This is a genomic window from Kosakonia pseudosacchari, assembly GCF_900184035.1.
Taxonomy (GTDB): Bacteria; Pseudomonadota; Gammaproteobacteria; order Enterobacterales; family Enterobacteriaceae; genus Kosakonia; species Kosakonia pseudosacchari.
In genome coordinates this window covers 407,269-430,879 of sequence record NZ_FXWP01000013.1, presented here as the reverse complement: position 1 = coordinate 430,879, position 23,611 = coordinate 407,269, and the positions used below count along the sequence as shown (strand labels likewise).

General features: G+C 54.1%; 20 protein-coding genes. 9 read left to right on the top strand and 11 right to left on the bottom strand.

Annotated elements, in window-relative coordinates; translation table 11 throughout:
* Positions 1 to 6 precede the first annotated feature (6 nt).
* Entirely contained in the window at positions 7 to 2,373 is a 2,367-nt protein-coding gene (locus BN2591_RS12065) for a glycoside hydrolase family 31 protein (RefSeq protein ID WP_086871747.1), read from the top strand.
* 439 nt (positions 2,374 to 2,812) lie between these two features.
* Here the strand turns inward: BN2591_RS12065 and BN2591_RS12060 are convergent, their stop codons facing one another.
* A complete protein-coding gene (locus tag BN2591_RS12060) occupies positions 2,813 to 4,405 on the bottom strand; it encodes an ABC-F family ATPase (RefSeq protein WP_086871745.1) in 1,593 nt (530 codons plus the stop codon).
* Positions 4,406 to 4,613: 208 nt separating this feature from the next.
* Between BN2591_RS12060 and ldtB the strand changes: the two genes are divergently transcribed.
* On the top strand, positions 4,614 to 5,534 hold the full coding sequence (ldtB, locus tag BN2591_RS12055; RefSeq protein ID WP_086871743.1) for a L,D-transpeptidase: 921 nt from the start codon (positions 4,614 to 4,616) through the stop codon (positions 5,532 to 5,534).
* Positions 5,535 to 5,579: 45 nt separating this feature from the next.
* Here ldtB and BN2591_RS12050 read toward each other — a convergent pair whose 3' ends face one another.
* The 9 genes from BN2591_RS12050 to mntR form a co-directional block, all read right to left on the bottom strand.
* A complete protein-coding gene (locus BN2591_RS12050) occupies positions 5,580 to 6,296 on the bottom strand; it encodes a GntR family transcriptional regulator (RefSeq protein WP_017456037.1) in 717 nt (238 codons plus the stop codon).
* A 15-nt stretch (positions 6,297 to 6,311) separates the two neighbouring features.
* Positions 6,312 to 7,631, bottom strand: a complete 1,320-nt coding sequence (locus tag BN2591_RS12045) for a PTS sugar transporter subunit IIC (protein ID WP_086871742.1) — start codon at positions 7,629 to 7,631, stop codon at positions 6,312 to 6,314.
* A gap of 24 nt (positions 7,632 to 7,655) precedes the next feature.
* Positions 7,656 to 9,032, bottom strand: coding sequence for a glycoside hydrolase family 1 protein (locus tag BN2591_RS12040; protein WP_086871740.1), 1,377 nt, complete (start codon positions 9,030 to 9,032; stop codon positions 7,656 to 7,658).
* 153 nt (positions 9,033 to 9,185) lie between these two features.
* Complete coding sequence (locus BN2591_RS12035; RefSeq protein WP_086871738.1) at positions 9,186 to 10,232, bottom strand: aldo/keto reductase; 1,047 nt, start codon at positions 10,230 to 10,232, stop codon at positions 9,186 to 9,188.
* A gap of 101 nt (positions 10,233 to 10,333) precedes the next feature.
* Positions 10,334 to 11,857, bottom strand: a complete 1,524-nt coding sequence (locus BN2591_RS12030; protein ID WP_086871737.1) for an efflux transporter outer membrane subunit — start codon at positions 11,855 to 11,857, stop codon at positions 10,334 to 10,336.
* Between the two features lies 1 nt (position 11,858).
* Positions 11,859 to 13,430: a DHA2 family efflux MFS transporter permease subunit gene (locus tag BN2591_RS12025; protein WP_086871735.1), complete on the bottom strand. Its 1,572-nt coding sequence runs from the start codon at positions 13,428 to 13,430 to the stop codon at positions 11,859 to 11,861.
* Positions 13,427 to 14,524: an HlyD family secretion protein gene (locus BN2591_RS12020; protein WP_017456031.1), complete on the bottom strand. Its 1,098-nt coding sequence runs from the start codon at positions 14,522 to 14,524 to the stop codon at positions 13,427 to 13,429. Before BN2591_RS12020 ends, BN2591_RS12025 begins: the two co-directional genes overlap by 4 nt.
* A 101-nt stretch (positions 14,525 to 14,625) precedes the next feature.
* The gene (locus BN2591_RS12015; RefSeq protein WP_086871733.1) at positions 14,626 to 15,735 is read right to left on the bottom strand and encodes an anion transporter; all 1,110 of its coding nucleotides are present in this window, start codon (positions 15,733 to 15,735) and stop codon (positions 14,626 to 14,628) included.
* A complete protein-coding gene (mntR, locus tag BN2591_RS12010; protein WP_086871731.1) occupies positions 15,732 to 16,202 on the bottom strand; it encodes a manganese-binding transcriptional regulator MntR in 471 nt (156 codons plus the stop codon). The genes BN2591_RS12015 and mntR overlap by 4 nt, the downstream gene beginning before the upstream one ends.
* A gap of 188 nt (positions 16,203 to 16,390) precedes the next feature.
* Between mntR and mntS the strand changes: the two genes are divergently transcribed.
* Together mntS and BN2591_RS12000 are read left to right on the top strand one after the other, a co-directional pair.
* A complete protein-coding gene (gene mntS, locus BN2591_RS12005) occupies positions 16,391 to 16,522 on the top strand; it encodes a manganase accumulation protein MntS (RefSeq protein WP_017456028.1) in 132 nt (43 codons plus the stop codon).
* 281 nt (positions 16,523 to 16,803) lie between these two features.
* Positions 16,804 to 18,393: a phosphoethanolamine transferase gene (locus BN2591_RS12000; protein WP_086871729.1), complete on the top strand. Its 1,590-nt coding sequence runs from the start codon at positions 16,804 to 16,806 to the stop codon at positions 18,391 to 18,393.
* A 68-nt stretch (positions 18,394 to 18,461) separates the two neighbouring features.
* On the opposite strand, the gene ompX is transcribed toward BN2591_RS12000, so the two are convergent.
* Entirely contained in the window at positions 18,462 to 18,974 is a 513-nt protein-coding gene (gene ompX, locus BN2591_RS11995; RefSeq protein WP_086871727.1) for an outer membrane protein OmpX, read from the bottom strand.
* A 363-nt stretch (positions 18,975 to 19,337) separates the two neighbouring features.
* Between ompX and rhtA the strand changes: the two genes are divergently transcribed.
* From rhtA to glnQ, 5 genes are all read left to right on the top strand, one after another.
* Complete coding sequence (gene rhtA / locus BN2591_RS11990; RefSeq protein ID WP_086871725.1) at positions 19,338 to 20,225, top strand: threonine/homoserine exporter RhtA; 888 nt, start codon at positions 19,338 to 19,340, stop codon at positions 20,223 to 20,225.
* Between the two features lie 298 nt (positions 20,226 to 20,523).
* Positions 20,524 to 21,027 (top strand): DNA starvation/stationary phase protection protein Dps, encoded by a 504-nt coding sequence (dps, locus tag BN2591_RS11985; RefSeq protein ID WP_086871723.1) that lies wholly within the window; start codon positions 20,524 to 20,526, stop codon positions 21,025 to 21,027.
* 361 nt (positions 21,028 to 21,388) lie between these two features.
* Positions 21,389 to 22,135: a glutamine ABC transporter substrate-binding protein GlnH gene (glnH, locus tag BN2591_RS11975; protein WP_086871721.1), complete on the top strand. Its 747-nt coding sequence runs from the start codon at positions 21,389 to 21,391 to the stop codon at positions 22,133 to 22,135.
* 85 nt (positions 22,136 to 22,220) lie between these two features.
* On the top strand, positions 22,221 to 22,880 hold the full coding sequence (glnP, locus tag BN2591_RS11970) for a glutamine ABC transporter permease GlnP (RefSeq protein WP_017456022.1): 660 nt from the start codon (positions 22,221 to 22,223) through the stop codon (positions 22,878 to 22,880).
* Entirely contained in the window at positions 22,877 to 23,599 is a 723-nt protein-coding gene (gene glnQ / locus BN2591_RS11965) for a glutamine ABC transporter ATP-binding protein GlnQ (protein ID WP_086871719.1), read from the top strand. Before glnP ends, glnQ begins: the two co-directional genes overlap by 4 nt.
* Positions 23,600 to 23,611 lie beyond the last annotated feature (12 nt).

Below are 23,611 nucleotides of genomic sequence, written 5' to 3'. Positions count from 1 at the left end.
TCTGATATGAAAACCCTGAAGAACTGGACGTTACAAAACCAGGCAGCTCATCATGTTGAGCTGCTGGTAGACGGGCAACACACCTTGTGCCTGTATGTGCTGGAAGAGAACCTGTTTCGCGTGCTGCTCAAGCGTAAAGGCGAGCTGGCGCTGGATCGGACCTGGAGCATTGCGCCGAAAGATGACGTGCCGTGGGAAGGCCGCTCGCGCGACGATCTTTCCGGTTTTAGCCTGCCGCAGTGGTCGCTGGCGCAGCAGCACGAGACATTAACCATTGAGAGCGCAAAACTGCGTGTTACCGTGCATCAGCCGCTGTGGCTGGAGTGGCACTACCGTAACGACGCAGGCGAGTGGCAATGGCTGGCGAGCGATCGCCCGACCAGCGCGTATCTGGTTAACGCTCATGGCGACGGTGTGGCGCACTATCTCAGCCGTAAAAAAGAGGAGCGTTTCTACGGCCTCGGCGAGAAAGCGGGTAACCTGCAACGTAACGGCCAGCGCTATGAGATGCGCAACCTTGATGCGATGGGCTATAACGCTGCCAGCACCGACCCGCTGTACAAGCATATTCCGTTTACTCTCACCCGCCGCGACGATATCAGCTACGGGCTGTTTTATGACAACCTCAGCAGTTGCTGGCTGGATCTGGGTAACGAGATCGATAACTACCACACCGCCTATCGCCGCTGGCAAGCGGAAGCGGGCGATATTGATTACTACCTTTTTACCGGCGCGCGTGTGCTGGATGTCACCAAAGCGTTTGTGCGCCTCACCGGGAAAACGCTGTTCGGCCCGAAATGGAGCCTCGGTTATAGCGGCTCAACCATGCATTACACCGATGCGCCGGATGCGCAAAACCAACTGATGAATTTTATTCGTCTGTGCGAAGAACACGCGATTCCGTGCGATTCGTTCCAGCTCTCATCCGGCTACACCTCGATTAACGGCAAGCGCTATGTCTTTAACTGGAACTATGACAAAGTGCCGCAGCCGAAGGTGATGAGCCAGGCGTTCCACGATGCGGGCCTGAAACTGGCGGCGAATATCAAACCCTGTCTGTTGCAGGATCACCCGCGTTATAGCGAAGTGGCGGAGCGCGGTCTGTTTATTCGTGATTCCGAAACCGATGCGCCGGAACGCTCCAGTTTCTGGGACGACGAAGGCTCACACCTTGACTTTACCAACCCGCAGACTGTCGCCTGGTGGCAGGAAGGCGTCTCCACGCAGTTGCTGGAGATGGGTATCGATTCGACCTGGAACGATAACAACGAGTTTGAAGTGTGGGATGGTGAAGCCCGCTGCCACGGTTTTGGTTGTGAGATTGCCATCAAGCATATTCGCCCGGTGATGCCGTTACTTATGATGCGCGCCTCGATGGAAGCGCAGCAGCGATTTGCTCCGCACAAGCGCCCGTACCTGATTTCCCGTTCCGGCTGCGCCGGAATGCAGCGGTATGTGCAGACCTGGAGCGGCGATAACCGTACCAACTGGCAGACGCTGCGCTACAACATCCGCATGGGCGTGGGCATGAGTTTGTCCGGATTGTATAACGTCGGGCACGATGTCGGCGGTTTTTCCGGCGATAAACCGGATGCGGAGCTGTTTGTGCGTTGGGTGCAAAACGGGGTGATGCACCCGCGTTTCACCATCCATTCCTGGAACGACGATCACACGGTGAACGAACCGTGGATGTACCCGGCGATCACGCCGACGATCCGCAGCGCGATAGAACTGCGCTACCGCCTGCTGCCTTACCTCTACACACTGCTGTGGCAGGCGCATGCTGACGACGAACCGATGCTGCGCCCGACGTTCCTCGATCACGAACATGACGAGCAGACGTTTGAAGAGTGCGACGACTTCCTGCTCGGCCGCGATCTTCTGGTGGCAAGCGTTGTCGAACCCGGCCAGCGCGAGCGCCGCGTCTGGCTGCCTGCCAACGACACCGGCTGGTACGATTTTTACACCGGTTGCTGGTATGCGCCTGGCCAGTGGGTGACGCTGGATGCGCCGCTGGAAACGCTGCCATTGCTGGTGCGCGCCGGTGCCGGTCTGCCGCTCAGCGATCGCATCAGGCATGTCGATGCCAGCGCGGATACCACGCGTGAACTGCAACTCTTCCCGATAAAAGGCACCGGGCGTTCAGGTGGCTTGCTGTTTGAGGACGATGGTGAGTCCTGGGGTTATAAAGAGGGCAACGCGCTGTGGCTGGAGTGGGAAATGGTCTGCACGGGCAGCACCATTGATTTGCAGGTACACACGCGCGGCGACTATCGCCCGGCCTGGCAGGCGCTGAAAGTGGCGCTGCCTGCGGGTGAAAAACGCCAGTTACTGATTAATGGCGCTGCGGCCAGCGAGTGGACGTTTGCTTAATGTGAAAAGCCCGGTAGCCATTGTGCTTACCGGGCTTGCTTCGATTATTTACTTGAGTATTTCGCGCGACAGGAAGGCGGCAAACCTGAGTAGCCCCGGGAGCTTACACAAGTAAGTGACCGGGATACGAAAGCGTAACTAACGCATCTGTCGTGAAAGAAGAGCGGGAAATGATTTACCTGAGTATTTCGCGCGACAGGAAGGCGGCAAACCTGCGTAGCCCCAGGAGCTTACACAAGTAAGTGACCGGGGTGCGAAGGTGCAGCTAACGCACCTGTGATGTGAGAGAGGGCGGTAAAGCATTTACCTAAGTATTTCGCGCGACAGAAAGGCAGCAAACCTGCGTAGCCCCGGGAGCTTACACAAGTAAGTGACCGGGGTACGAAGGTGCAGCTAACGCACCTGTCGCGTGAAAGACGACGGTAAAACGACGGTAAATTTATTCGATACCCTGACTACGCAGATAATCTTCATAGTTCCCGCTGAAGTCGATGACGCGCTGCGGCGTAATCTCAATCACGCGGGTTGCCAGCGAACTCACAAACTCACGGTCGTGGGAAACGAAGATCAATGTGCCCTGGTACATTTCCAGCGCCATGTTCAGCGATTCGATGGATTCCATATCGAGGTGGTTGGTCGGCTCGTCCATGACGAGGATGTTCGGTTTTTGCATCATCAGCTTGCCGAACAGCATGCGCCCTTTTTCACCACCGGAGAGCACTTTCGCCGGTTTCTTGATATCGTCCTGGCTGAACAGCAGACGACCGAGGATGCTGCGCACGGCTTGTTCGTCATCACCTTCCTGTTTCCACTGGCTCATCCAGTCGAAGACGGTCAGATCGTTATCAAAATCTTCGGCGTGATCCTGCGCGTAGTAACCGATCTGCGCGTTTTCAGACCATTTCACGGTGCCGTTATCAGGCTCAAGCTCGCCCACCAGCGTTTTCAGCATGGTGGATTTACCCACGCCGTTCGCACCCAGAATGGCGATTTTCTCGCCCACTTCCAGCAGCAGGTTGAAGTTTTTAAACAGCGGGCCTTCATCAAAACCTTTGCTAAGCGCTTCCACTTCCAGCGCGTTGCGGAACAGTTTCTTGTCCTGTTCGAAGCGGATAAACGGGTTCTGACGGCTGGAAGCCTTAACTTCTTCCAGCTTGATTTTGTCAATCTGGCGCGCGCGTGAGGTCGCCTGGCGAGATTTGGAGGCGTTCGCGCTAAAGCGGCTGACGAACGATTGCAGGTCGGCGATCTGCGCTTTTTTCTTGGCGTTATCCGCCAGCAGACGTTCGCGCGCCTGGGTCGCCGCCGTCATGTATTCATCATAGTTGCCCGGATAAACGCGCAGCTCGCCGTAGTCGAGATCCGCCATGTGCGTACAGACCATGTTAAGGAAGTGACGGTCGTGCGAAATGATGATCATGGTGCTGTCACGTTCGTTCAGCACCTGCTCCAGCCAGCGGATGGTGTCGATGTCCAGGTTGTTGGTCGGTTCATCAAGCAGCAGAATGTCCGGATTGGCAAACAGCGCCTGCGCCAGTAACACACGCAGTTTCCAGCCAGGGGCGATTTCGCTCATCGGGCCGTAGTGCTGCTCAACCGGAATCCCAACGCCGAGCAGCAGTTCGCCCGCGCGCGCTTCCGCCGAGTAACCGTCCATTTCGCCGTACTGCACTTCGAGGTCGGCCACTTTGTAGCCATCCTCTTCGCTCATTTCCGCGAGACCATAAATACGGTCACGTTCCTGTTTCACTTCCCACAGTTCCGCATGGCCCATGATCACCGTGTCGAGCACGCTGAACTCTTCAAAGGCGAACTGATCCTGGCGCAGCTTACCGATGCGCTCATTCGGATCGAGAGAGACGTTACCCAACGTCGGCTCTAAATCGCCGCCGAGGATTTTCATAAAGGTGGATTTACCACTCCCGTTAGCCCCGATCAGGCCGTAACGGTTGCCGCCGCCAAATTTGACGGAGATATTTTCGAACAGCGGCTTGCTGCCGAATTGCATGGTGACGTTGCTGGTGACTAACACAGAGGTATCCTGAAATATGTGACAAACACCCTATTATGCCACAATTCCGAATTAGATTCCTGCCTGGTGTCAGGCCACTAAACTGCAAGCAAAGGGAAAAAAGTGTGATTTCGTACACATCTGAATTCCCTGGACGGTGGAATGCACATATAATGCGCTTCCTGCATTCTCAACCCAACGGCCAGTGTGGCAATAAGTCTTGCATAAGATGAACATGAAATTAACAACCCTTTTAGCGGCGGCGTTTGCTGTCGTGGGATTTTGCAAAAGCGCGTCTGCTGTTACATATCCGCTGCCGACTGATGGCAGTCGTCTGATCGGTCAGAACCAGGTCGTTACTATTCCGGAAGGCAATAGCCAACCGCTGGAATATTTTGCGGCTGAATATCAAATGGGTCTGTCCAACATGCTGGAAGCAAACCCGGGCATTGATGCCTACCTGCCGAAAGGCGGCACTGTGATGAACGTTCCACAGCAGCTGATCCTGCCGGATACGGTTCACGAAGGGATCGTGATCAACAGTGCGGAAATGCGCCTCTACTACTATCCGAAAGGCACCAACACGGTGATCGTGCTGCCAATCGGTATCGGCCAGTTGGGTAAAGACACCCCGATTGCCTGGACCACCAAAGTAGAACGTAAAAAAGCCGGTCCGACCTGGACGCCGACGGCGAAAATGCATGCAGAATATGCAGCGATGGGTCAACCGCTGCCGCCGGTTGTACCGGCTGGCCCGGATAACCCGATGGGCCTGTACGCGCTCTATATTGGCCGCCTGTACGCCATTCACGGCACCAACGCTAACTTCGGTATCGGCCTGCGCGTGAGCCACGGCTGTGTGCGTCTGCGCAACGACGACATTAAATTCCTGTTCGAAAACGTGCCGGTCGGTACGCGCGTACAGTTTATTGATGAGCCGGTAAAAGCGACCACCGAGCCGGATGGCAGCCGTTACATCGAAGTTCACAACCCGCTGTCCACCACGGAAGCGCAGTTCACCGGTGGTGAGATTGTGCCGATTGCGCTGACCAAAGCGGTGCAGGCCGTGACCAACCAGTCTGATGTTGATTCCAACGTGGTCGATCAGGCGATTCAGAACCGTTCCGGTATGCCGGTACGTCTGAACTGATTGCGGTTGATAGCATAAAAAAGCGGAGCAATGGCTCCGCTTTTTTTATCCGTGATTCACCACAATAATGCCGCCGTGATCGTAGCGATAATGACAATGGGCATACTCCAGCGGCGTGCCATCTTCCAGATAAATCACCTGCTCCACTTCCAGCACCGGGTCGGTCTCTTCGCAGTTCAGATACTGCTTATCTTCCGCCCAGGGTTTTAACGCGCGCACAATGCGGTATGAGCCCATGATCTTCAGCGCCAGATCGTCCTGCACGTAGCGAAACACCGAGCTTTCGAGATGCCCACGGTTTAACCCCGGCACCAGGTTCACCGGCATCAGGGTAAACTCCAGCGACATCGGTTCACCTTCCAGCAAGCGCAGGCGAATAAAGTCATACACCGGGTCATCCGGCCCCACCAGCAGCGAGGCCTGCTCCTTTTCCGTGGGAAAACGCAGCTCGAAGCGGATAATTTTACTGGTCACTTCGCCGACGTTTTCCCAGGTTTTGGTGGCGCCAAAATAGTCGCTGCCGGGCAGATCCCAGCGCGACAGTTGCAGGAAATTCTTGCGGATAAACGTGCCCTGACCCTGACGGGTATAAACCAGACCTTCCACGATCAACTGGCGCATCGCCTGCTGAATGGTCATGCGGCTGGTGGCGAACTCCGCTGCCAGCGCGAACTGATCCGGTAATGGCGCGCTGGCGGCGTACTGCTGGCTGAGAATACGCCGCTTAATTTCCCGCGCGATAGTGATGTATTTTGCCGCCATAGCCTTCCTTCATTTTTAGTCTATCCCGTTGTTTCTTAAGGCCACTCTCTCGGCAATTTTGAGGAAAGGCAGGTAGAAGAATACACCAAAGATGATGATTATCAACTGAACCACCACTGCCCGCCAGTCGCCTGCGGTGGCCAGCCAGGCGCTTAAAATCGGCGGCGTTGTCCACGGGATCATCACCACACAGCGCGAGATCCAACCGAGCGAGGTACAAAGCCAGGCAAACCAGATACCCAGCGCCGGAAGCAGCACAAACGGGATCATCAGCGGCAGGTTAAAGACGATGGGCAGACCAAAAATCACCGGTTCATTAATATTGAATAAGCCAGGCGAGATGGCGAGGCGCGCCACCTGCTTCGCCGACTGCTGCTTCGCGAAGATAAAGATGGCGATAAGTAACGAAAGGGTGCTGCCGGTGCCGCCAATCATGCCGAAAGTAGGCACAAAAATACTGTTGATGATATGCGGAATTGGCTGCCCGTTGGCAAACGCCAGCATGTTCTCGTTGGTGTTAATCAGCAGCAGTGGTTCAAGGATCACGCCGTTAACCACCGTCTGGTGAATCCCGAGCGTAAACAGAAAGTTACCAAAACTGTAGATAAACAGCGTGCCTGGTAAACTGGTATTAATCTGCCGCAGCGGCTGTTGGATAAGCGTGGTGATGAGGTGAATCAGATCCGTGTGCAACAGGTTCGCCAGCAGCGCCGCGACAATGGCGAACAGCGACAAGGTTATAATTGCCGGGATAAGCGAAGAGAAAGATTGCCCCACCGCCGAGGGCACATTTTCCCCGAGCGAGATAGAGAATTTCTTCACGCTGGCAACGCGGATAAACAGCTCTGTGGAGAGCAAACCAATAATCACCCCGGCGAAAATCCCCGTCGTGCCAATGTTGGTGAAAGCCAGCATCTGCGTCACGCTCACCGTCGCTTTACCGCCAACGGGTACCACATCCAGCTGCATCGGCATCATGATGATAAAACTGGAGAGCGCAATGACCACCGCCGACACCGGGTTGTCAAAGTTCTTATTGCGCGCCAGCGACCAGGCCGTCATTGGCGCAATCAATAACGCAGCGATATTCAGCGTGCCGTTGATCACCGCCTCGCCCCACACTTTAAATCGCGCCAGCGTCTCCCCCTCCAGCACCCAGGGGAAAACCACGTTATTAATCAACACGGCCAGCCCGGCGAGGATAAAAATTGGCATCACCGCCGCGAACGCGTCACGCAGCGATCGCAGATGCACCTGGTTTGCCAGCCTGGCGGAGAACTCCACAAACTTGTCGACGAATGACTGCATTTTCGGCGTGATGTTGCTGTCAGACATTGCGGCTACCCTCTCAATCGTTACTTACATGTCGCGGCCGTTGCTGCGAATCAGCTGTTGCAGCCAGCGATAGCTCTTTTTCGGTACGCGTTTTAAATCTTTCAGGTCGTGGTTTTCGCGGTTGACGTACACCACGCCGTAGCGCTTACGCATATCGCCCTGCGAACTGAGAATGTCGATCAGGCCCCAACCGAGATAGCCCAACACCTGTGCGCCGTCCTCAAAGATGGCGTCCTGCATCGCCTGGATATGGTCGCGGTGATAAGCAATGCGGTAATCGTCCTCAATCGGGTTAACGCCGTCCCACGCTTCAATCACCCCGATGCCGTTTTCAATCGGGAACACCGGCAAGCGCCAGTCGTTGTAATACCGGGTGATAATGGCGCGAAAACCGAGCGGGTCGATTTGCCAGCCCCATTCGGTCGCGTCGAGATACGGGTTCGCTTTATCACCCTGTTGCAGGAAATAATTGACCGGTGTTCCCGGCGCAATGGCATCGCTGTCGAGGGTTTTACTGGCGTAGTAGCTAAACGCCATAAAATCGTTTTTGACCCGCGCGATTTCCGCCAGATCCTCATCGCGGTAGATATCGCGGAAACCTTCCCTGTCGACCACCGCCAGCACTTCCGGGCTGTAACCCTGCCCGGCATAGACGCGCAGTAAGTTTTGATTGAGGAATTCATCGTATTGCGTGGCGCAAAACACATCGCGCGGTTTGCAGGTCGCCGGGTAAACCAACTGGTGCGCCAGCATGCCGCCCATTAATTTTCCGGGCTGGGTAGCGTGCAGATAATGGGTCAGCAGCACATGCGCCATCATCACATGGTGCTGAATCTGATAAAGCTCGCGCAGGGTTTTCTCGCCTTTCAGATAGCCGCCAACCTGAAACGCGCCTGGCATGTGGTAAATATTCTGCTCGTTAAACGTCAGCCAGTACTTCACCCGGCTACCAAAGCAGTCGATCATCTTTTTGCCGTAGCGCACAAAAGCATCCTGCACGCGCCGGTCGGCAAAACCGTTGTACTGCTCGGCCAACGCCAGCGGCATATCAAAGTGATACAGGCAGATCATCGGTTCAATGCCGCGCGCCAGCAGATCGTCGATAAAGCGGTCATAAAAGGCGATGCCCTCGTCGTTGAACTCACCATCGCCCTGCGGGCAAACGCGGCTCCAGGAAATCTGAAAGCGGTAGCAATTCATGCCGAGATCCTGCATCAGATCGAAATCTTCCTGATAGCGGTGGTAGGAATCGGTGGCGACTTTCCAGTCGGAGGCAAATTCGCTGGCTTCGCGAATATCGTAGACCGACATCCCCTTCCCGCCCTCATTCCACGCGCCTTCGGTCTGCATGCTGGATACGGAGTTGCCCCATAAAAATCCGCCCGGTAACGTTTTGTTCATCTCGCTGCTCCATGACTAGTCATTTTTAATATATGACTAGTCATATAGATAACGGCGAAAAAATGGGCAAAAGGGACGATGCGATTTTGTGACGCTATTCGAAAGAAAAGAAAAACGCGACGGGATGAGCGTCGCGTTTGGCAGGAGAGATAATTACTGTTGTTTTAGCTGGTTACGGCGGTATTCTCCCTGGCGCTCAAACATCCAGCCGGGATATTCACGCGGCAGAGCGCTCACGGCATCCAGTTGCTGCAGTTCGTCGTCACTCAGGCGAATAGCCGTCGCCGCAATGTTATCGTCCAGTTGTTCCGGGCGTTTCGCACCAATAATCACGCTGCTGACCACCGGTTGGTGCAGCAGCCAGGCCAGCGCGATTTGCGCCACAGAAACCCCTTTGCTGTCGGCAATGGTGCGCATGACGTCGACGCAATCAAAGGCGCGGTCTTTATTCACCGGCGGGAAATCGAACGCCAGTCGGCGTCCACCGGCTTCCGCCTGACCGTCGCGGCCATATTTACCGCTCAGCAAGCCGCCCGCCAGCGGGCTCCAGACCATTAAACCGACGCCTTCGCTCTGCATCATCGGCACCAGTTCACGTTCCAGATCGCGACCGGCGATGGTGTAGTAAGCCTGAAGCGAAGCAAAGCGTGCCAGCCCTAGACGCTCCGAAATCCCCAGCGCTTTGGCGATTTGCCACGCCGCCCAGTTAGAGACGCCGATATAGCGAACATGGCCGTGCTGGACGAGGTTATCCAGCGCGTAAAGCGTCTCTTCGATAGGTGTGGCCGGATCAAAACCGTGCAACTGGTAGAGATCAATATGATCCAGTTGCATGCGCTTGAGGCTCTCTTTCACGCTATTCATGATGTGATAACGCGAACTGCCGCGCGAGTTCACCCCGGCGGTGCCGGTTTCGCCAAACACTTTGGTGGCGACGATGACATTTTCTCGCGGCACTTTCAGGTTTTTCAGCGCCTGGCCAGTGATCTCCTCCGAACGCCCGTCGGAATAGACGTTCGCGGTGTCGATAAAGTTAATGCCGGCATCGAGCGCGCTGCCGACCAGTTGCTCGGCTTGCGCCTGTTGCAACTGGCCGATTTTGCTCCACATGCTCTCGCTGTCGTCACCCCCAAACGTCATGGTGCCGAGGCACAGTTCAGAAACAAACAGTCCGGTATTGCCCAGTTTTTTGTAGCGCATGATGGCGTCTCCTCATCTGTTTAGTTGACGCAGACAGTTATACGCAATCCTCTGCGGCGGCGAATGTGAGGATCCTGCCTGTTTCTTGCCCAATTCTCTGATTATCCGCGCGGCGCTTCACCAAAGACTTTGTAATCAGGCAGTTGCACATTCTGATACGGTTCCCAGCCGCCGCCGAGCGCTTTATACAACGCCACCAGATCGAGGCTACTTTGTACCCGCGCCTGCTCGCGCTGCTGGCTGGCCTGCGCCAGCTGGCGTTGTGCATCCAGTACATCGATAAAGCTGGCGATCCCCTGACGGTAACTGTCGGTGGCAAGTGAGAAGGCGTTTTGCAGCGCACTGAGCGTTTTATCCAGCCCCGCTTCCCGCTGCTGATCGGCACGGTAACTGACCAGCGCATTTTCCACATCGCCCAGCGCACTGAGCACCGTCTGACGATAGTTCAGCACCGCCGCGCCCTGCTCTGCGCGCGCCAGCTTGACGCTCGATACCAGCCGCCCGCCCTGGAAAATGGGAATCGAAATCTGCGGGCCGAAGCTATAAAAATGGCTGCTCCAGTCAGTAAGCCAGTTAGTTTCGCTGTTGCGCAGACCAAACTGGCCGCTCAATGACAAGCTGGGGAACAACTGTGCCACCGACACGCCAATCTGTGCCGTCGCCGCATGCAGGCTGGCTTCCGCTTCGCGGACATCCGGGCGACGGCGCGCCAGCGTCGACGGAATGCCGGTGGGCACAATGTCCGGTAGCGCGGGTAACGGCTGCGCATTGCGCAACTCGCTGTCCAGCGCGCCGGGCGGTTTACCAAGCAGGATAGCTAACGCGTTCATCGCCTGGCGCTCCTGCGCCTCATATTGCGGGAGTTGCGCTTCCAGATTGCCGACCTGCGCGCGGGCGTTTTCCACATCCAGTTGAGGTGAAAGCCCGCCTTTTTGCCGGTTTTCAGTTAGCGTAAATGTCTGCTGCGCGCTGTCGATTTGTGTTTTCAGTGTACTGATGATGTTCTGCGCACCGCGCAGTTGCAGCCACGCGCGTGCCACTTCCGCTTCCAGCGATACCAGCGCATCGTTACGCTGTTCAATTGCCTGTTGTTGCTGCGCTGTCGCGGCTTCTACCTGGCGCCGCACTTTGCCCCACAGATCCAGCTCCCACTGCGCGTCGAAACTGCCCTGATAGAGATTCACTGGTTGAGTAAGCGCTCCGAGCGCCCCACTGATTGCCGGGTCGGCGTCCTGCAACTGGCCTTCCACGTTGTGGGATTTCAGCTCGCCTTCAATGCCCAACTGTTGGCGGGTCGCTTTCAGCGAACCATTAACCGCTGGCAGAAACGCGCCGCCCGCCTGGTTAATCTGCTCGCGCGCACCGGCAATGCGCAGCACCGTTTGCTGGAGCGAGAGATTATCTTTAATCGCCCGCTCAATCAGGCTGTTCAACTGCGGCGACTGGAAGGTGGTCCACCAGCGCGGATTCACCGCCTGCGAAGAGGTTTGCGATTTTACCGCGTTATCACCCGGATCGTTCCAGCGCGCAGGCGTTTGCGGTTCGGGCGCCTGATAATCCGGCCCGACAGCACAACCTGCCAGCCACAGCGATAACAGGGTTACGGGAAAACGACACCACGTCATATTAATGTGCTCCTGCGCTGCCTTCGCTTTTGATCGGCGAAAGCAATAAACAAAAGGGGATCAGCAACATCGCCACCAGGCTGAGCACGGTGAAAACGTCGATATAGGCGAGAAAACGCGACTGGGCGATCATCGCTTTGTACATCTGTCCTGTGGCGCTGGTCAGCGGATCGCCGACCAGGCTGGTGAAGTTACGGATCGCTTCCGCGGATTCACGCAAAGCCTGCTGAAATTGCTCATTAAAGGGAGAGGTATGCTCTGATAAGTGCGACATATGCGCCTGCGAGCGCTCGGTGATCGCCGCCGTAGAGAGCGAAATACCAACCGATCCCGCCACGTTACGGAACATGGTAAACAGCGCCGCCGCATCGGCATTAAGCTGACGCGGGATCGAGATAAAGGCGATGGTCGTCAACGGCACAAACAGGAAGCCAAGGCCAATCGACTGCGCGCTGCGAAACAGCATCAGCGTTTCAAAGTCGATATCCGGGGCCAGTGTGCGCGACCACCAGAATGAGGCGGCCAGGCAGAAAAAGCCGAAGGCGATTATCCAGCGCGTCTGTACCACCGGCATCAGTTTCAGCACCAGCGGAATGGTCAGCACAATCAGCACCGCGCCGGGCGACAGCACCAGCCCGGACCAGGTGGCGGTGTAGCCCAGATCCTGCTGCGCCAGTTGCGGGATCACCACCGAGCTGCCGTAGAGGATCATCGCCATGCCAGCCATCAGCAGGCTGGAAACCGTAAAGTTCTTATCCGCCATACAGCGCAAGTCAACCACCGGCTTTTTGGCATACATCAGCCAGTAAATGGCACCGACAATACCAATCGCTGTAAGAACGGCGAAAATGCGCGTGAAATCGGAGTTGAACCAGTCTTCATCTTCACCGCGATCGAGCATCACTTGCAGGCAGCCCAGCCCCAGCGCAATCAGGCCAATGCCCGGCCAGTCGATGGACAATTTCTGCTTCGATTTGCGCTCCCAGGGCGGATCTTCCAGCAGCTGGTAAATCGCCAGAACCGTGACAATACCCACCGGAATATTAATAAAAAAGACCCAGCGCCAAGAGTAGTTATCGGTTATCCAGCCGCCCAGCGTTGGCCCCAGCACCGGGGCGACAATAATGGCGATAGAGGACAAACCAAACGCTTTGCCACGATCTTCCGGCTTGAAGTAATCCAGCAACACCGATTGCTGCGTGGGTTGCAAACCGCCGCCGAAAAAGCCCTGCAAAATACGAAACAGGATGATTTGCCACAGCTCGGTGGCGATGCCGCACAAAAACGAACAGACGGTAAACATCACAATGCAGATAAGGAAAAACTGCTTGCGCCCGAAGGTGCGGCTGAGAAATGCGGAAATCGGCAGGACAATACCGTTCGCCACCAGGTAGCTGGTCAGCACCCATGTCGATTCGTCATAACTGGCGGAGAGCGACCCGGCGACGTGCGGCAACGCCACGTTGACAATCGTGGTATCGAGGATCTCCATAAACACCGCGAGGGTGACGACCCACGCCACCGCCCACGGGTTACTGGCGGGTTTCCAGTTCTCGTGGCTGTGATCCGTCATTCCAGCGTTACCTTCGGTTCAACGGAAAGGCCTAACGGCAACGGTTTGTTGGGATCTAATCCTTTATCGATGACGATTTTCACCGGCACGCGCTGAACGATTTTGACAAAGTTACCCGTGGCATTTTCTGAAGGGAAAGCGGCGAACTTCGACCCGCTACCCTGCTGGATACTGTCGATATGCCCTTCCAGCTCCAGATCCGGCCACGCATCCACTTTGACACTGACTTTATTGCCCGGACGCATCCGCTCAAGCTGCGACTCTTTAAAGTTCGCCACCACCCACACGTCCGGTGAGACCAGCGAAAACAGCGCGGTGCCCGCCTGCACCAAGGTTCCGTTTTGCACATTGCGTTTGGTGATAAAGCCATCGAATGGGGCGCGAACTTCCGTCCAGGATAAATTCAGATTCGCCGTTTCCAGCTGCGCTTTGGCCTGCGCCACTTGCTGCTGGCGCGCTTCGACATTGGTTTCCTGCTGGCGGATTTGCAACTGTACCTGGTCGGCGACTTCCAGCTGCGCTTGTGCGCTGGCAAGCTGTGCCTGCGCGCTACGCAACTGGGCATTGGCGCTATCGATATTTTGTTGGGTGGTGGCGCGAGGATCGACACCACGCTGGCGGCGATAAGCCGCTTCGGCGTTCGCCAGATCGGCTTTTGCTTTCAGTACCTGCGCGCGCGCTTCGTCACGCTGTGCGGGATACTGCACTTTTGATAAATCCAGTTGCGCCTGCGCCTGGTGTAGCTGGGCGATTGCCAGTCCCAGTTGCGCTTGCGCCTGATCGCGCTGCGCGGTGGCATCGCGCGGGTCAATCGTGACCAGTAAATCCCCTTTCTTCACGCGCTGGTTATCTTTCACCCGCAGTTCAGTGACATAACCTGCCACTTTCGGCGCAATCGTCACCGCGTCGCCATCGGTAAAGGCGTCGTCTGTCGTCTCTTCATTACGGGTTAAAAACCACCACACCAGCGCAACAATCACCATCACGCCGACAACAATGGCGAGGATAATCAGTGGCTTCTTTCCGGGGCGTTTACGTGGGTTTTGATTGTTATCGTCCTGAACATCGTCAGGATGCGTTGTGTTTTCTGCCATAGTTTCGCAACAGTCCTGTCAGGTAACGGCGCCAGGGATGCGCCGTTAACTAAAGTTAGGCGGTTGCTATACATTTGCCAGGATAAACTGACAAATCAGCACTATCTGAATAAGAGTAATCCGTATCCCACCAGCGCCGCCCACAGCAGCATCGGCATGGAATAGAGATGAAAGCGCCACCAGATGCGGCGATCGTTTGCCATACGCAGCGCGATAAGATTGGCCAGTGAACCGGGCAACAAACCAAAGCCGCCAACATTCACCGCCCAGGCCAGCAGCGTATCCGGCGGGACATAATTGATCAGCAAAATGGTCGCGGGCACGTTACTGATAAATTGCGACAGACCGATGGCCGTCAACCACAAACCTGAAGGTGACAACTGGCTGGCACTGCTCAACACCGAATGCAGCGCAGGCAACTGAATAAGCAGGTGGACATCAATAAACATGGCGATAAAGACCAGCAATAGCGTCCAGTCCACGCTCAGCACGACCCGGCGCGCCAGCAGCAGGAACCCGAAAGCGACAATGGCCAGCCCCCACAGCTCTTGTTTCAGTTCCAGGGCGGTAATAAAGATTATGTAGAAACCGAGGCAACTCCACACCAGACGGGGCTGCCAGTCTGGCGTTTGCGCGCCGCTGTGGTAGTTAAGCGCCTTTTTCGGAAAACAGAACCAGCACAACACCAGCAGCGTCACCATCATTGCCAGCGCCAGCGGCGACATCTGCCAGATGAACGCAGGAAAAGAGAGACCAGAGCGTCCCCAGATAAGAATGTTTTGCGGGTTTCCGATAGGCGTTAATAACGACCCGGCATTTACCGCCAGCGCTTCAAAAATGATCAGCCGGTTAACCGGAATTTCGCACAGTTTTTTCAGCGTGATGGTCAGCGGCACAACAATAAACAGCGCCACATCATTGGTGAGAAAGGTGGAGAGGAGCGCCGCAGCCAACACCATAAACATCGCCAGCCGACGCTGATGATGAAAACGACGCACCATACGCCGTCCAATCACATCAAAATAACCGCTCAGCTCGACCCCTTTGGTCAGCAGCATCAGGCCACTGAGAGTAATAATGGTGTGCCAGTCAATCGCCCCTGGCCAGGTTTTGGGCGCAAAGGGAACAAAAAAGCACAACGCAATTCCAATAAGCAGTAACAGATGCAGGAAGCGATCGCGCGCCAGGGCGCGAATGAGGGGCATAGTCATTCGGGTGATTGCTCGTGTTGCAGAGTGAAGCGGCGGAAACAGTCGAGCGTTTCCTGGCTAACGTGGTGTTCCATACCTTCGGCATCGCGGCGCGCAATTTCCGGGCTCACGCCCAGCACCAGCAGAAAGCTTTCGACAATTTGGTGCCGTTCGCGGCTCTCCTGCGCCAGCCTCTCGCCTTCCGCAGTTAAAAAAACGCCGCGCCAGGGGATCTGTTCAATTAAGCCCACTGTCGCCAGTCTTTTTAACATTTTAGCAACCGTCGGTTGTGATACACCAAGACGGGCGGCCATATCCACCTGGCGGGCTTCGCCCACTTCGCGGATCAAATCCGAAATCAGTTCAACATAGTCATCGATCAGCTCGCGACGATGCGCTTCACGCACCTGACGAAAGCCTTCAACGTGCTCTTCTACATTTACCAGCGTCACTTTTTTTATTGTTTGCTTACCTGCGCGACGGTTCATTGTGCTTCCTCTGAAGGTGTGACACCTGTGCAGCATCATATAAGAGAAGCGCCATTGTAAACCATCCGTGAATCAGCACAAAAAATTAACGTCTTAGCCATAGCTATAGAACATAGCCTGTGCTATATCTGTATGTAATGCGTTCACCCTTCATGGAACGAAGGGCATGAAAATGGCAGGAGGTAACGATGAATGAGTTCAAGAGGTGTATGCGCGTGTTTAGTCACTCTCCCTTTAAAGTCCGTTTAATGCTGCTGAATATGTTGTCCGATATCATTACCGGCAAACCGCAGCAGGACTCCGACAAATCTTCTCACTAATGCGGCGTCGCGGTACGCCGCTTCATTTTTCTGTCACAAACCCCCGCCATACTGGCTAATTCGTCTAAAAATCCGCGTATTTTTGCTGGATTTGCAATCATTCTCTCAAAACAACCGCTTAGCCCCTGTTGACCTTCGTCGCGCCTCGCTCTATCTTTGCGCTGCCCTGCACAAATTGCGGCTCGCAGATGCGGACCCCCTCCCCTCTTCACACGCACTGTCCGGCAGGTTTTGACCCTTAACGCCAGGGTGAGCACATGGCGTTTTCATGACAGTAATCTATGAGCCTAATCCTTAAAGAATCCGTTGCCTTTCGCAGCCAGACGCTCAACCCGTGGACGGGTTTCTACTTTTTACAATCGATGTTGATTAACTTCGCTCTGGGTTATGAATTTAGCGTGATGTATGCGGTTCTTTTAACCTGCGCTCTGATGATTCTCTGGCGTCATGCGCCTCGCGCGCAAAAAACCGTTATCGGGATTATCTCGCTGGTTGCCGCCTGTTATTTCCCGTTTGGCCGGGCATATGGCGCGCCAAACTTCAACACGCTGCTGGCGCTGCTGTCGACCAATATGGAAGAGTCGACGGAAATTCTGACTATCTTCCCGTGGTATCACTACGCTATCGGCGTATTCATTTTTGCGCTGGGCGTTATTTCGCTGCGCCGGCGGATAATCGAGCGTTCCACGCCGTGGCTGAAATGGGACACGCTGGGCACGATTGTGTGCATCGCTTCTTATTTTATTGGCCCGGTGCAAAACCATTTCAAAGGGTACGAATTCAGGATCATTGATACCGGTGTTCCGGTGCTTCGTTTCGTGCGCGATGTGGCGTTTAACTACTATGTCGTCAAAGAAGAACAGAAAAATATGGCCGCGCTCGCCAGTGTGAAAGACACCTGGACTGTGCTGGCGGTGAAACCGAAATACCATACTTACGTGGTGGTGATTGGCGAAAGTGCACGCCGCGACGCGCTGGGCGCTTTTGGCGGTCACTGGAATAACACCCCGTTTGCCAGCCAGGTAAACGGCACGCTGTTTATGGATTACATTTCCGCGAGCGGTTCAACACAAAAATCCCTTGGGCTGACGTTAAACCGTGTGGTGGAAGACAAACCGCAGTATCAGGATAATTTTGTCACGCTGGCTAACCGTGCCGGTTTCCAGACGTGGTGGTTCTCTAATCAGGGACAAATTGGCGAATATGACACGGCCATCGCCAGTATCGCTAAGCGTGCTGATGAAGTGCAGTTTTTGAAACACGGCGACTTCGAAGCAGATAAAAACACGCGCGATGAAGATCTGTTAAAACTCACCAGCCAGGTGCTGAGCACAAAACGCACTCAGCCGCAGCTGATTGTGCTGCATTTGATGGGCTCGCACCCGCAGGCCTGCGATCGCACCGGCGGCAAGTACAACGAGTTTGTGCAGTCAAAAGAGACCTCCTGCTACCTCTATTCCATCACGCAGACCGATGATTTCCTCGGAAAAATGTATTCGCAACTGGTCAATACCGGCGAAAGTTTCTCAATGGTTTACTTCTCGGATCACGGACTGGCGATTAAAGAACGCGGGAAAGAGGTGCAGTACCTGGCGCATGCTGATACTTTCCAGCAGGACTTCCAGGTGCCGTTTATGGTGCTTTCCAGCGACGATACCAAACATCGGGTGATTAAAGCGCGCCGTTCAGCGAACGACTTTTTGAGCTTCTTTTCGCAGTGGACGGGGATTAGCGCAGAGCAGATTAAAAATCCTTACCGTTTTATGTCCGAGCAAAAAGCCGGGCCAGCGTACATTACCAACTTTAAATTACAGAAAGTTGACTATAACCATCTCGGCACGGATCTCTTCGATACGCGCAGTAAGCGGTAATATCTGAAGTAAATTGCAGGCAAAAAAAATCCGCCCATTGGGCGGATTTTTTATTATCGCCGAAGCGATTAGAAGCGGTAACCAACGCCGGCGATCCAGGTGCCAACGTCTACGTTACGAATACGGCTCTGCTCGTAGGAGAAGTCCAGAGCAACGTTTTCCATCGGGTTGAACTGCAGACCAGCACCGTAAGAGAAACCGTAGTCGCTGGTGTCAGACACTTTCGCAGTGTCTACAGTCTGCTGGAATTTACCGTAACCTACACCCACAACACCGTAGATGCTCGCCCAGTCGTTGATGCGGTAAGCCGGACCTGCGGTGATGCCGTAGTACTGCGCTTTGTTATAAACGCTGTTTTCGGTGCGATCTTTTTCAGTGTAAGTAAAGGAACCGATAACACCCAGCGGCTGGTCATCCTGCTCGTAGCGGTATTTCAGGTTGAAGCCGTTAGTTTTGTTGGCAATACCCTGAGCGTCGCTCTGAGCGTAGCCGCCAGTTACGGTTGAAGTTGCTGCTACTGCGGAACCTGCAGAAACCGCCAGAAGAGCGGCCAGAGCTGAAAGACATGCAATTTTTTTCATAATCCACCTCAAATGTGCTTCAAGTAAATCCTACGTCCTACGCATTTAAATATATCAAAATTAGTTAAGAAACTCTTTGCGGGAATTGGGGTCTAATGCGCCATTTGATGTAACAGAAAGTTTCCGCTACTGACCAACCCTTTCAAAAAAAAGCACTTTTCCCACACAACGTACCATTATGCTGCGCATTTAATGGCACATTCATCCAGATAATTCTTAATTGGATAGGTTAATTAACCATCAGAGAGGCGTTATTCTACGGTTTTTTCAGTTACTTTTTTTCAACAAACGCTCAACCAGCCGGGGGTAATTCAAGTAGACTGCCTCTTTTACTTTATTTGACAGAAATTGACGGGAGAAAGGATGCCTGCGCAGTCTCGTAAATTGCCGGTGTGGTTGCCGGTGTTGATATTGCTTGTCGCGATGATGTCCATTCAGGGAGGCGCATCGCTGGCGAAATCGCTTTTTCCGGTGGTGGGTGCTCCTGGCGTCACCGCACTGCGCCTCGCGCTTGGCACGATTATTTTGGTCGTGGTGTTTAAGCCCTGGCGTTTACGTTTTACCCGTGAACAACGCCTGCCGCTGCTGTTTTACGGCCTGTCACTCGGGGCCATGAACTATATGTTCTATTTATCGATCCAGACGATACCGCTCGGCGTTGCGGTGGCGCTGGAATTTACCGGCCCGCTGGCGGTGGCGCTTTTCGCCTCACGTCGCCCGGTGGATTTCATCTGGGTGATCCTCGCAGTACTAGGCCTCTGGTATCTGCTGCCGCTGGGCGAAAATGTGTCACATGTTGATCTCACTGGCGCGGCGTTTGCTCTAGGTGCCGGCGCTTGTTGGGCAATCTATATCCTTTCCGGGCAGCGCGCCGGGGAAGAGCATGGCCCGGCAACAGTGGCGCTGGGTTCATTAATTGCGGCGGTGGTTTTTGTGCCGCTTGGCGCATTCCAGGCAGGTGAGGTGCTGTGGCACTGGTCTGTTCTGCCGCTGGGGATCGCCGTGGCGATTTTATCCACCGCCCTGCCTTACTCACTGGAGATGATCGCCCTGACGCGCTTACCAACTCGTACGTTCGGCACATTAATGAGTATGGAACCAGCAATGGCGGCCATTTCCGGCATGATTTTCCTCGGTGAAACGCTAACCTTCCAGCAAGCGCTGGCGCTGGCGGCGATTATTACTGCGTCGATGGGCTCGACACTCACGCTGCGTCGGGAAGCCACAGTCAAAAAAATTGATATTGGTTAAATAACTATTATTTGGCATGAGATCCTTCTTATGCCAAATATTCCCACCACACCGCCGACATTATTTCTTACTTTTCCCAGCATCCTGCATAAAATAGAATCATTCGCATTTTTAAAATAATACATTATTAGAATTATCTTACATTTCATTTAATTAGTTGCGCCATCCTGAAATCCTCTCCTATATTTTATATTCGCTATCGAACTGATAGGCACAGCCAAGACTGCCAGTAAAAATCTGGTGCTATACTTAATTTCGGTAATTTCCTGGGACACAAACATCAAGAGGATATGAGATTATGAGTACCGCTAAACTGGTTAAAACGAAAGCGTCTAATCTGCTTTATACCCGTAACGATGTATCGGATAGCGATAAAAAAGCGACTATTGAGCTGCTGAATCGCCAGGTGATCCAGTTCATTGACCTGTCTTTGATCACTAAACAGGCCCACTGGAATATGCGCGGTGCTAACTTCATTGCCGTTCATGAAATGCTGGATGGCTTCCGTACTGCGCTGGTGAACCATCTTGATACCATGGCAGAGCGCGCCGTACAGCTCGGCGGTGTCGCGCTGGGCACCACACAGGTGATTAACAGCAAAACCGCGCTGAAAAGCTACCCGCTGGATATCCATAGCGTGCAGGATCACCTCAAAGAACTGGCCGATCGTTACGCAGTAGTCGCCAACGATGTGCGTAAAGCCATTGGCGAAGCGAAAGACGAAGATACCGCTGATATCTTTACCGCCGCTTCCCGCGACCTGGATCAATTCTTGTGGTTCATTGAGTCCAATATTGAGTAATCCATAAGTTTTGCCTATACACCCTGCGCATCCTGCGCAGGGTTTTGCACTGTTATAGTGCGACTTATTCTCTCCATCCACGCCAAAAGTTACCGCCACGTAATTATCCCATCACAAAATTGTTAATAAGTGATTGTTTTTACCCCACGATCTGCGCTAAAAAAAAGCAAAACAGGCCATGCCGCCAGAATGCACCAAAATAGTGACTCAAAATGGTGCGTGCGGCTATTGTTGCTACACTTATTGTGCAACCGGGTAAAGGTTCACCTTTACAAAACAATAGGTTGTAAACCTGGCATGATTTTTTCATACTGCGTTCATTCTCGCAGGGGTTCGTTCCCCGGATACAAAAGGAAAAACTATGAAGTCTGTATTGAAATTTTCCCTGGCTGCACTCGCTCTCGCTTTTGCCGTCTCTTCTCAGGCTGCTGATAAAAAACTGGTTGTCGCTACCGACACTGCGTTCGTTCCTTTCGAATTCAAACAAGGTAACAAATATGTTGGTTTCGACGTGGATCTGTGGGCAGCGATCGCCAAAGAACTGAAACTGGATTATGAACTGAAGCCAATGGACTTCAGCGGCATCATTCCTGCGCTGCAAACCAAAAATATCGATCTGGCGCTGGCGGGTATTACCATTACTGAAGAGCGTAAAAAAGCCATCGATTTCTCTGACGGCTACTACAAAAGCGGTCTGCTGGTGATGGTGAAAGCCAACAACAACGACGTGAAAAGCGTGAAAGATCTTGATGGTAAAGTGCTGGCAGTGAAGAGCGGTACCGGTTCTGTTGACTACGCGAAAGCGAACATCAAAACCAAAGACCTGCGTCAGTTCCCGAACATCGACAACGCGTATATGGAACTGGGCACGGGTCGCGCTGACGCGGTACTGCACGACACGCCGAACATCCTGTACTTCATCAAAACTGCAGGCAACGGTCAGTTCAAAGCTGTTGGCGACTCTCTGGAAGCGCAGCAGTACGGTATTGCCTTCCCGAAAGGCAGTGATGAACTGCGCGAGAAAGTGAACGGTGCGCTGAAAACGCTGCATGACAACGGCACTTACAACGAAATCTACAAAAAATGGTTCGGCACCGAACCGAAATAATTATTAAAAAATAAAGTGTTACACCTCGGAGGCGGCTTTCGCCTCCGATGCTTTTTGTTAAAACCACGGTATACAGGAACACATCATGCAGTTTGACTGGAGCGCCATCTGGCCCGCCATTCCGCTTTTGCTTGACGGGGCCAAAATGACCTTATGGATTTCGATCCTCGGTCTGGCTGGCGGCATCGTTATCGGCCTGCTGGCCGGTTTAGCCCGTACCTATGGCGGCTGGATTTCTAACCACATCGCACTGGTATTTATCGAAGTGATTCGCGGTACGCCGATCGTCGTGCAGGTGATGTACATTTACTTCGCCTTACCGATGGCCTTCCCCGATATCCGTATCGACACCTTCAGCGCCGCGGTGATCACTATTATGATCAACTCCGGGGCTTATATCGCCGAAATCACGCGCGGTTCTGTACTGTCTATCCATAAAGGGTTCAGCGAAGCGGGCCAGGCGCTGGGGCTTTCCCGCGTTGAAACTATCCGCCATGTGATCATGCCGCTGGCGCTGCGTCGCATGCTGCCGCCGCTGGGGAACCAGTTGATCATCAGCATCAAAGATACATCGCTGTTTATTGTTATCGGCGCAGCCGAATTAACCCGTCAGGGCCAGGAAATCATTGCCGGTAACTTCCGTGCGCTGGAAATCTGGACCGCCGTAGGGGTGATTTATCTGATCATTACCCAGGCGCTGAACATCGTGCTCCGCCGTCTTGAAAAAAGGATGAAAATCCTGTGATTGAATTTAAAAACGTTTCCAAGCACTTCGGTCAAACCCAGGTGCTGCACAATATCGACTTGAACATTACTCAGGGTGAAGTGGTGGTGATTATCGGGCCGTCTGGCTCCGGGAAATCGACGCTGCTGCGCTGCATCAACAAACTGGAAGAGATTACCAGCGGCGATCTGATTGTCGACGGACTGAAAGTTAACGATCCGAAAGTGGACGAACGCCTGATCCGCCAGGAAGCGGGCATGGTGTTCCAGCAGTTCTATCTGTTCCCGCACCTGACCGCGCTGGAAAACGTCATGTTTGGCCCGCTCCGTGTGCGCGGCGCAAAGAAAGACGAAGCGGAAAAACTGGCAAAAGATCTGCTGGCGAAAGTCGGTCTCGCCGAGCGAGGCCATCACTATCCGTCTGAGCTTTCCGGCGGTCAGCAGCAGCGTGTGGCGATTGCCCGTGCGCTGGCAGTGAAACCGAAAATGATGCTGTTTGATGAGCCAACCTCTGCCCTCGACCCGGAACTGCGCCACGAAGTGCTGAAAGTGATGCAAGACCTGGCCGAAGAAGGTATGACCATGGTGATCGTGACCCATGAAATCGGCTTCGCCGAGAAAGTGGCCTCTCGTCTTATTTTCATCGATAAAGGCCGCATTGCCGAAGATGGCAACCCGCAGCAGCTGATCGAAAATCCGCCGAGCCAGCGCCTGCAGGAATTCCTGCAACACGTCTCCTGATTTACCCCGCCC

What these genes read in the sequence shown, in the direction of transcription:
- BN2591_RS12050 (WP_017456037.1), bottom strand. Translation starts at nt 6,296, where the DNA reads ATGGCGGCAAAATACATCACTATCGCGCGGGAAATTAAGCGGCGTATT.
- BN2591_RS12065 (WP_086871747.1), top strand. Translation starts at nt 7, where the DNA reads ATGAAAACCCTGAAGAACTGGACGTTACAAAACCAGGCAGCTCATCAT.
- mntS (WP_017456028.1), top strand. Translation starts at nt 16,391, where the DNA reads ATGAATGAGTTCAAGAGGTGTATGCGCGTGTTTAGTCACTCTCCCTTT.
- BN2591_RS12045 (WP_086871742.1), bottom strand. Translation starts at nt 7,631, where the DNA reads ATGTCTGACAGCAACATCACGCCGAAAATGCAGTCATTCGTCGACAAG.
- ldtB (WP_086871743.1), top strand. Translation starts at nt 4,614, where the DNA reads ATGAACATGAAATTAACAACCCTTTTAGCGGCGGCGTTTGCTGTCGTG.
- rhtA (WP_086871725.1), top strand. Translation starts at nt 19,338, where the DNA reads ATGCCTGCGCAGTCTCGTAAATTGCCGGTGTGGTTGCCGGTGTTGATA.
- glnP (WP_017456022.1), top strand. Translation starts at nt 22,221, where the DNA reads ATGCAGTTTGACTGGAGCGCCATCTGGCCCGCCATTCCGCTTTTGCTT.
- BN2591_RS12040 (WP_086871740.1), bottom strand. Translation starts at nt 9,032, where the DNA reads ATGAACAAAACGTTACCGGGCGGATTTTTATGGGGCAACTCCGTATCC.
- ompX (WP_086871727.1), bottom strand. Translation starts at nt 18,974, where the DNA reads ATGAAAAAAATTGCATGTCTTTCAGCTCTGGCCGCTCTTCTGGCGGTT.
- mntR (WP_086871731.1), bottom strand. Translation starts at nt 16,202, where the DNA reads ATGAACCGTCGCGCAGGTAAGCAAACAATAAAAAAAGTGACGCTGGTA.
- glnH (WP_086871721.1), top strand. Translation starts at nt 21,389, where the DNA reads ATGAAGTCTGTATTGAAATTTTCCCTGGCTGCACTCGCTCTCGCTTTT.
- BN2591_RS12015 (WP_086871733.1), bottom strand. Translation starts at nt 15,735, where the DNA reads ATGACTATGCCCCTCATTCGCGCCCTGGCGCGCGATCGCTTCCTGCAT.
- BN2591_RS12030 (WP_086871737.1), bottom strand. Translation starts at nt 11,857, where the DNA reads ATGACGTGGTGTCGTTTTCCCGTAACCCTGTTATCGCTGTGGCTGGCA.
- BN2591_RS12025 (WP_086871735.1), bottom strand. Translation starts at nt 13,430, where the DNA reads ATGACGGATCACAGCCACGAGAACTGGAAACCCGCCAGTAACCCGTGG.
- BN2591_RS12000 (WP_086871729.1), top strand. Translation starts at nt 16,804, where the DNA reads ATGAGCCTAATCCTTAAAGAATCCGTTGCCTTTCGCAGCCAGACGCTC.
- dps (WP_086871723.1), top strand. Translation starts at nt 20,524, where the DNA reads ATGAGTACCGCTAAACTGGTTAAAACGAAAGCGTCTAATCTGCTTTAT.
- BN2591_RS12035 (WP_086871738.1), bottom strand. Translation starts at nt 10,232, where the DNA reads ATGCGCTACAAAAAACTGGGCAATACCGGACTGTTTGTTTCTGAACTG.
- BN2591_RS12020 (WP_017456031.1), bottom strand. Translation starts at nt 14,524, where the DNA reads ATGGCAGAAAACACAACGCATCCTGACGATGTTCAGGACGATAACAAT.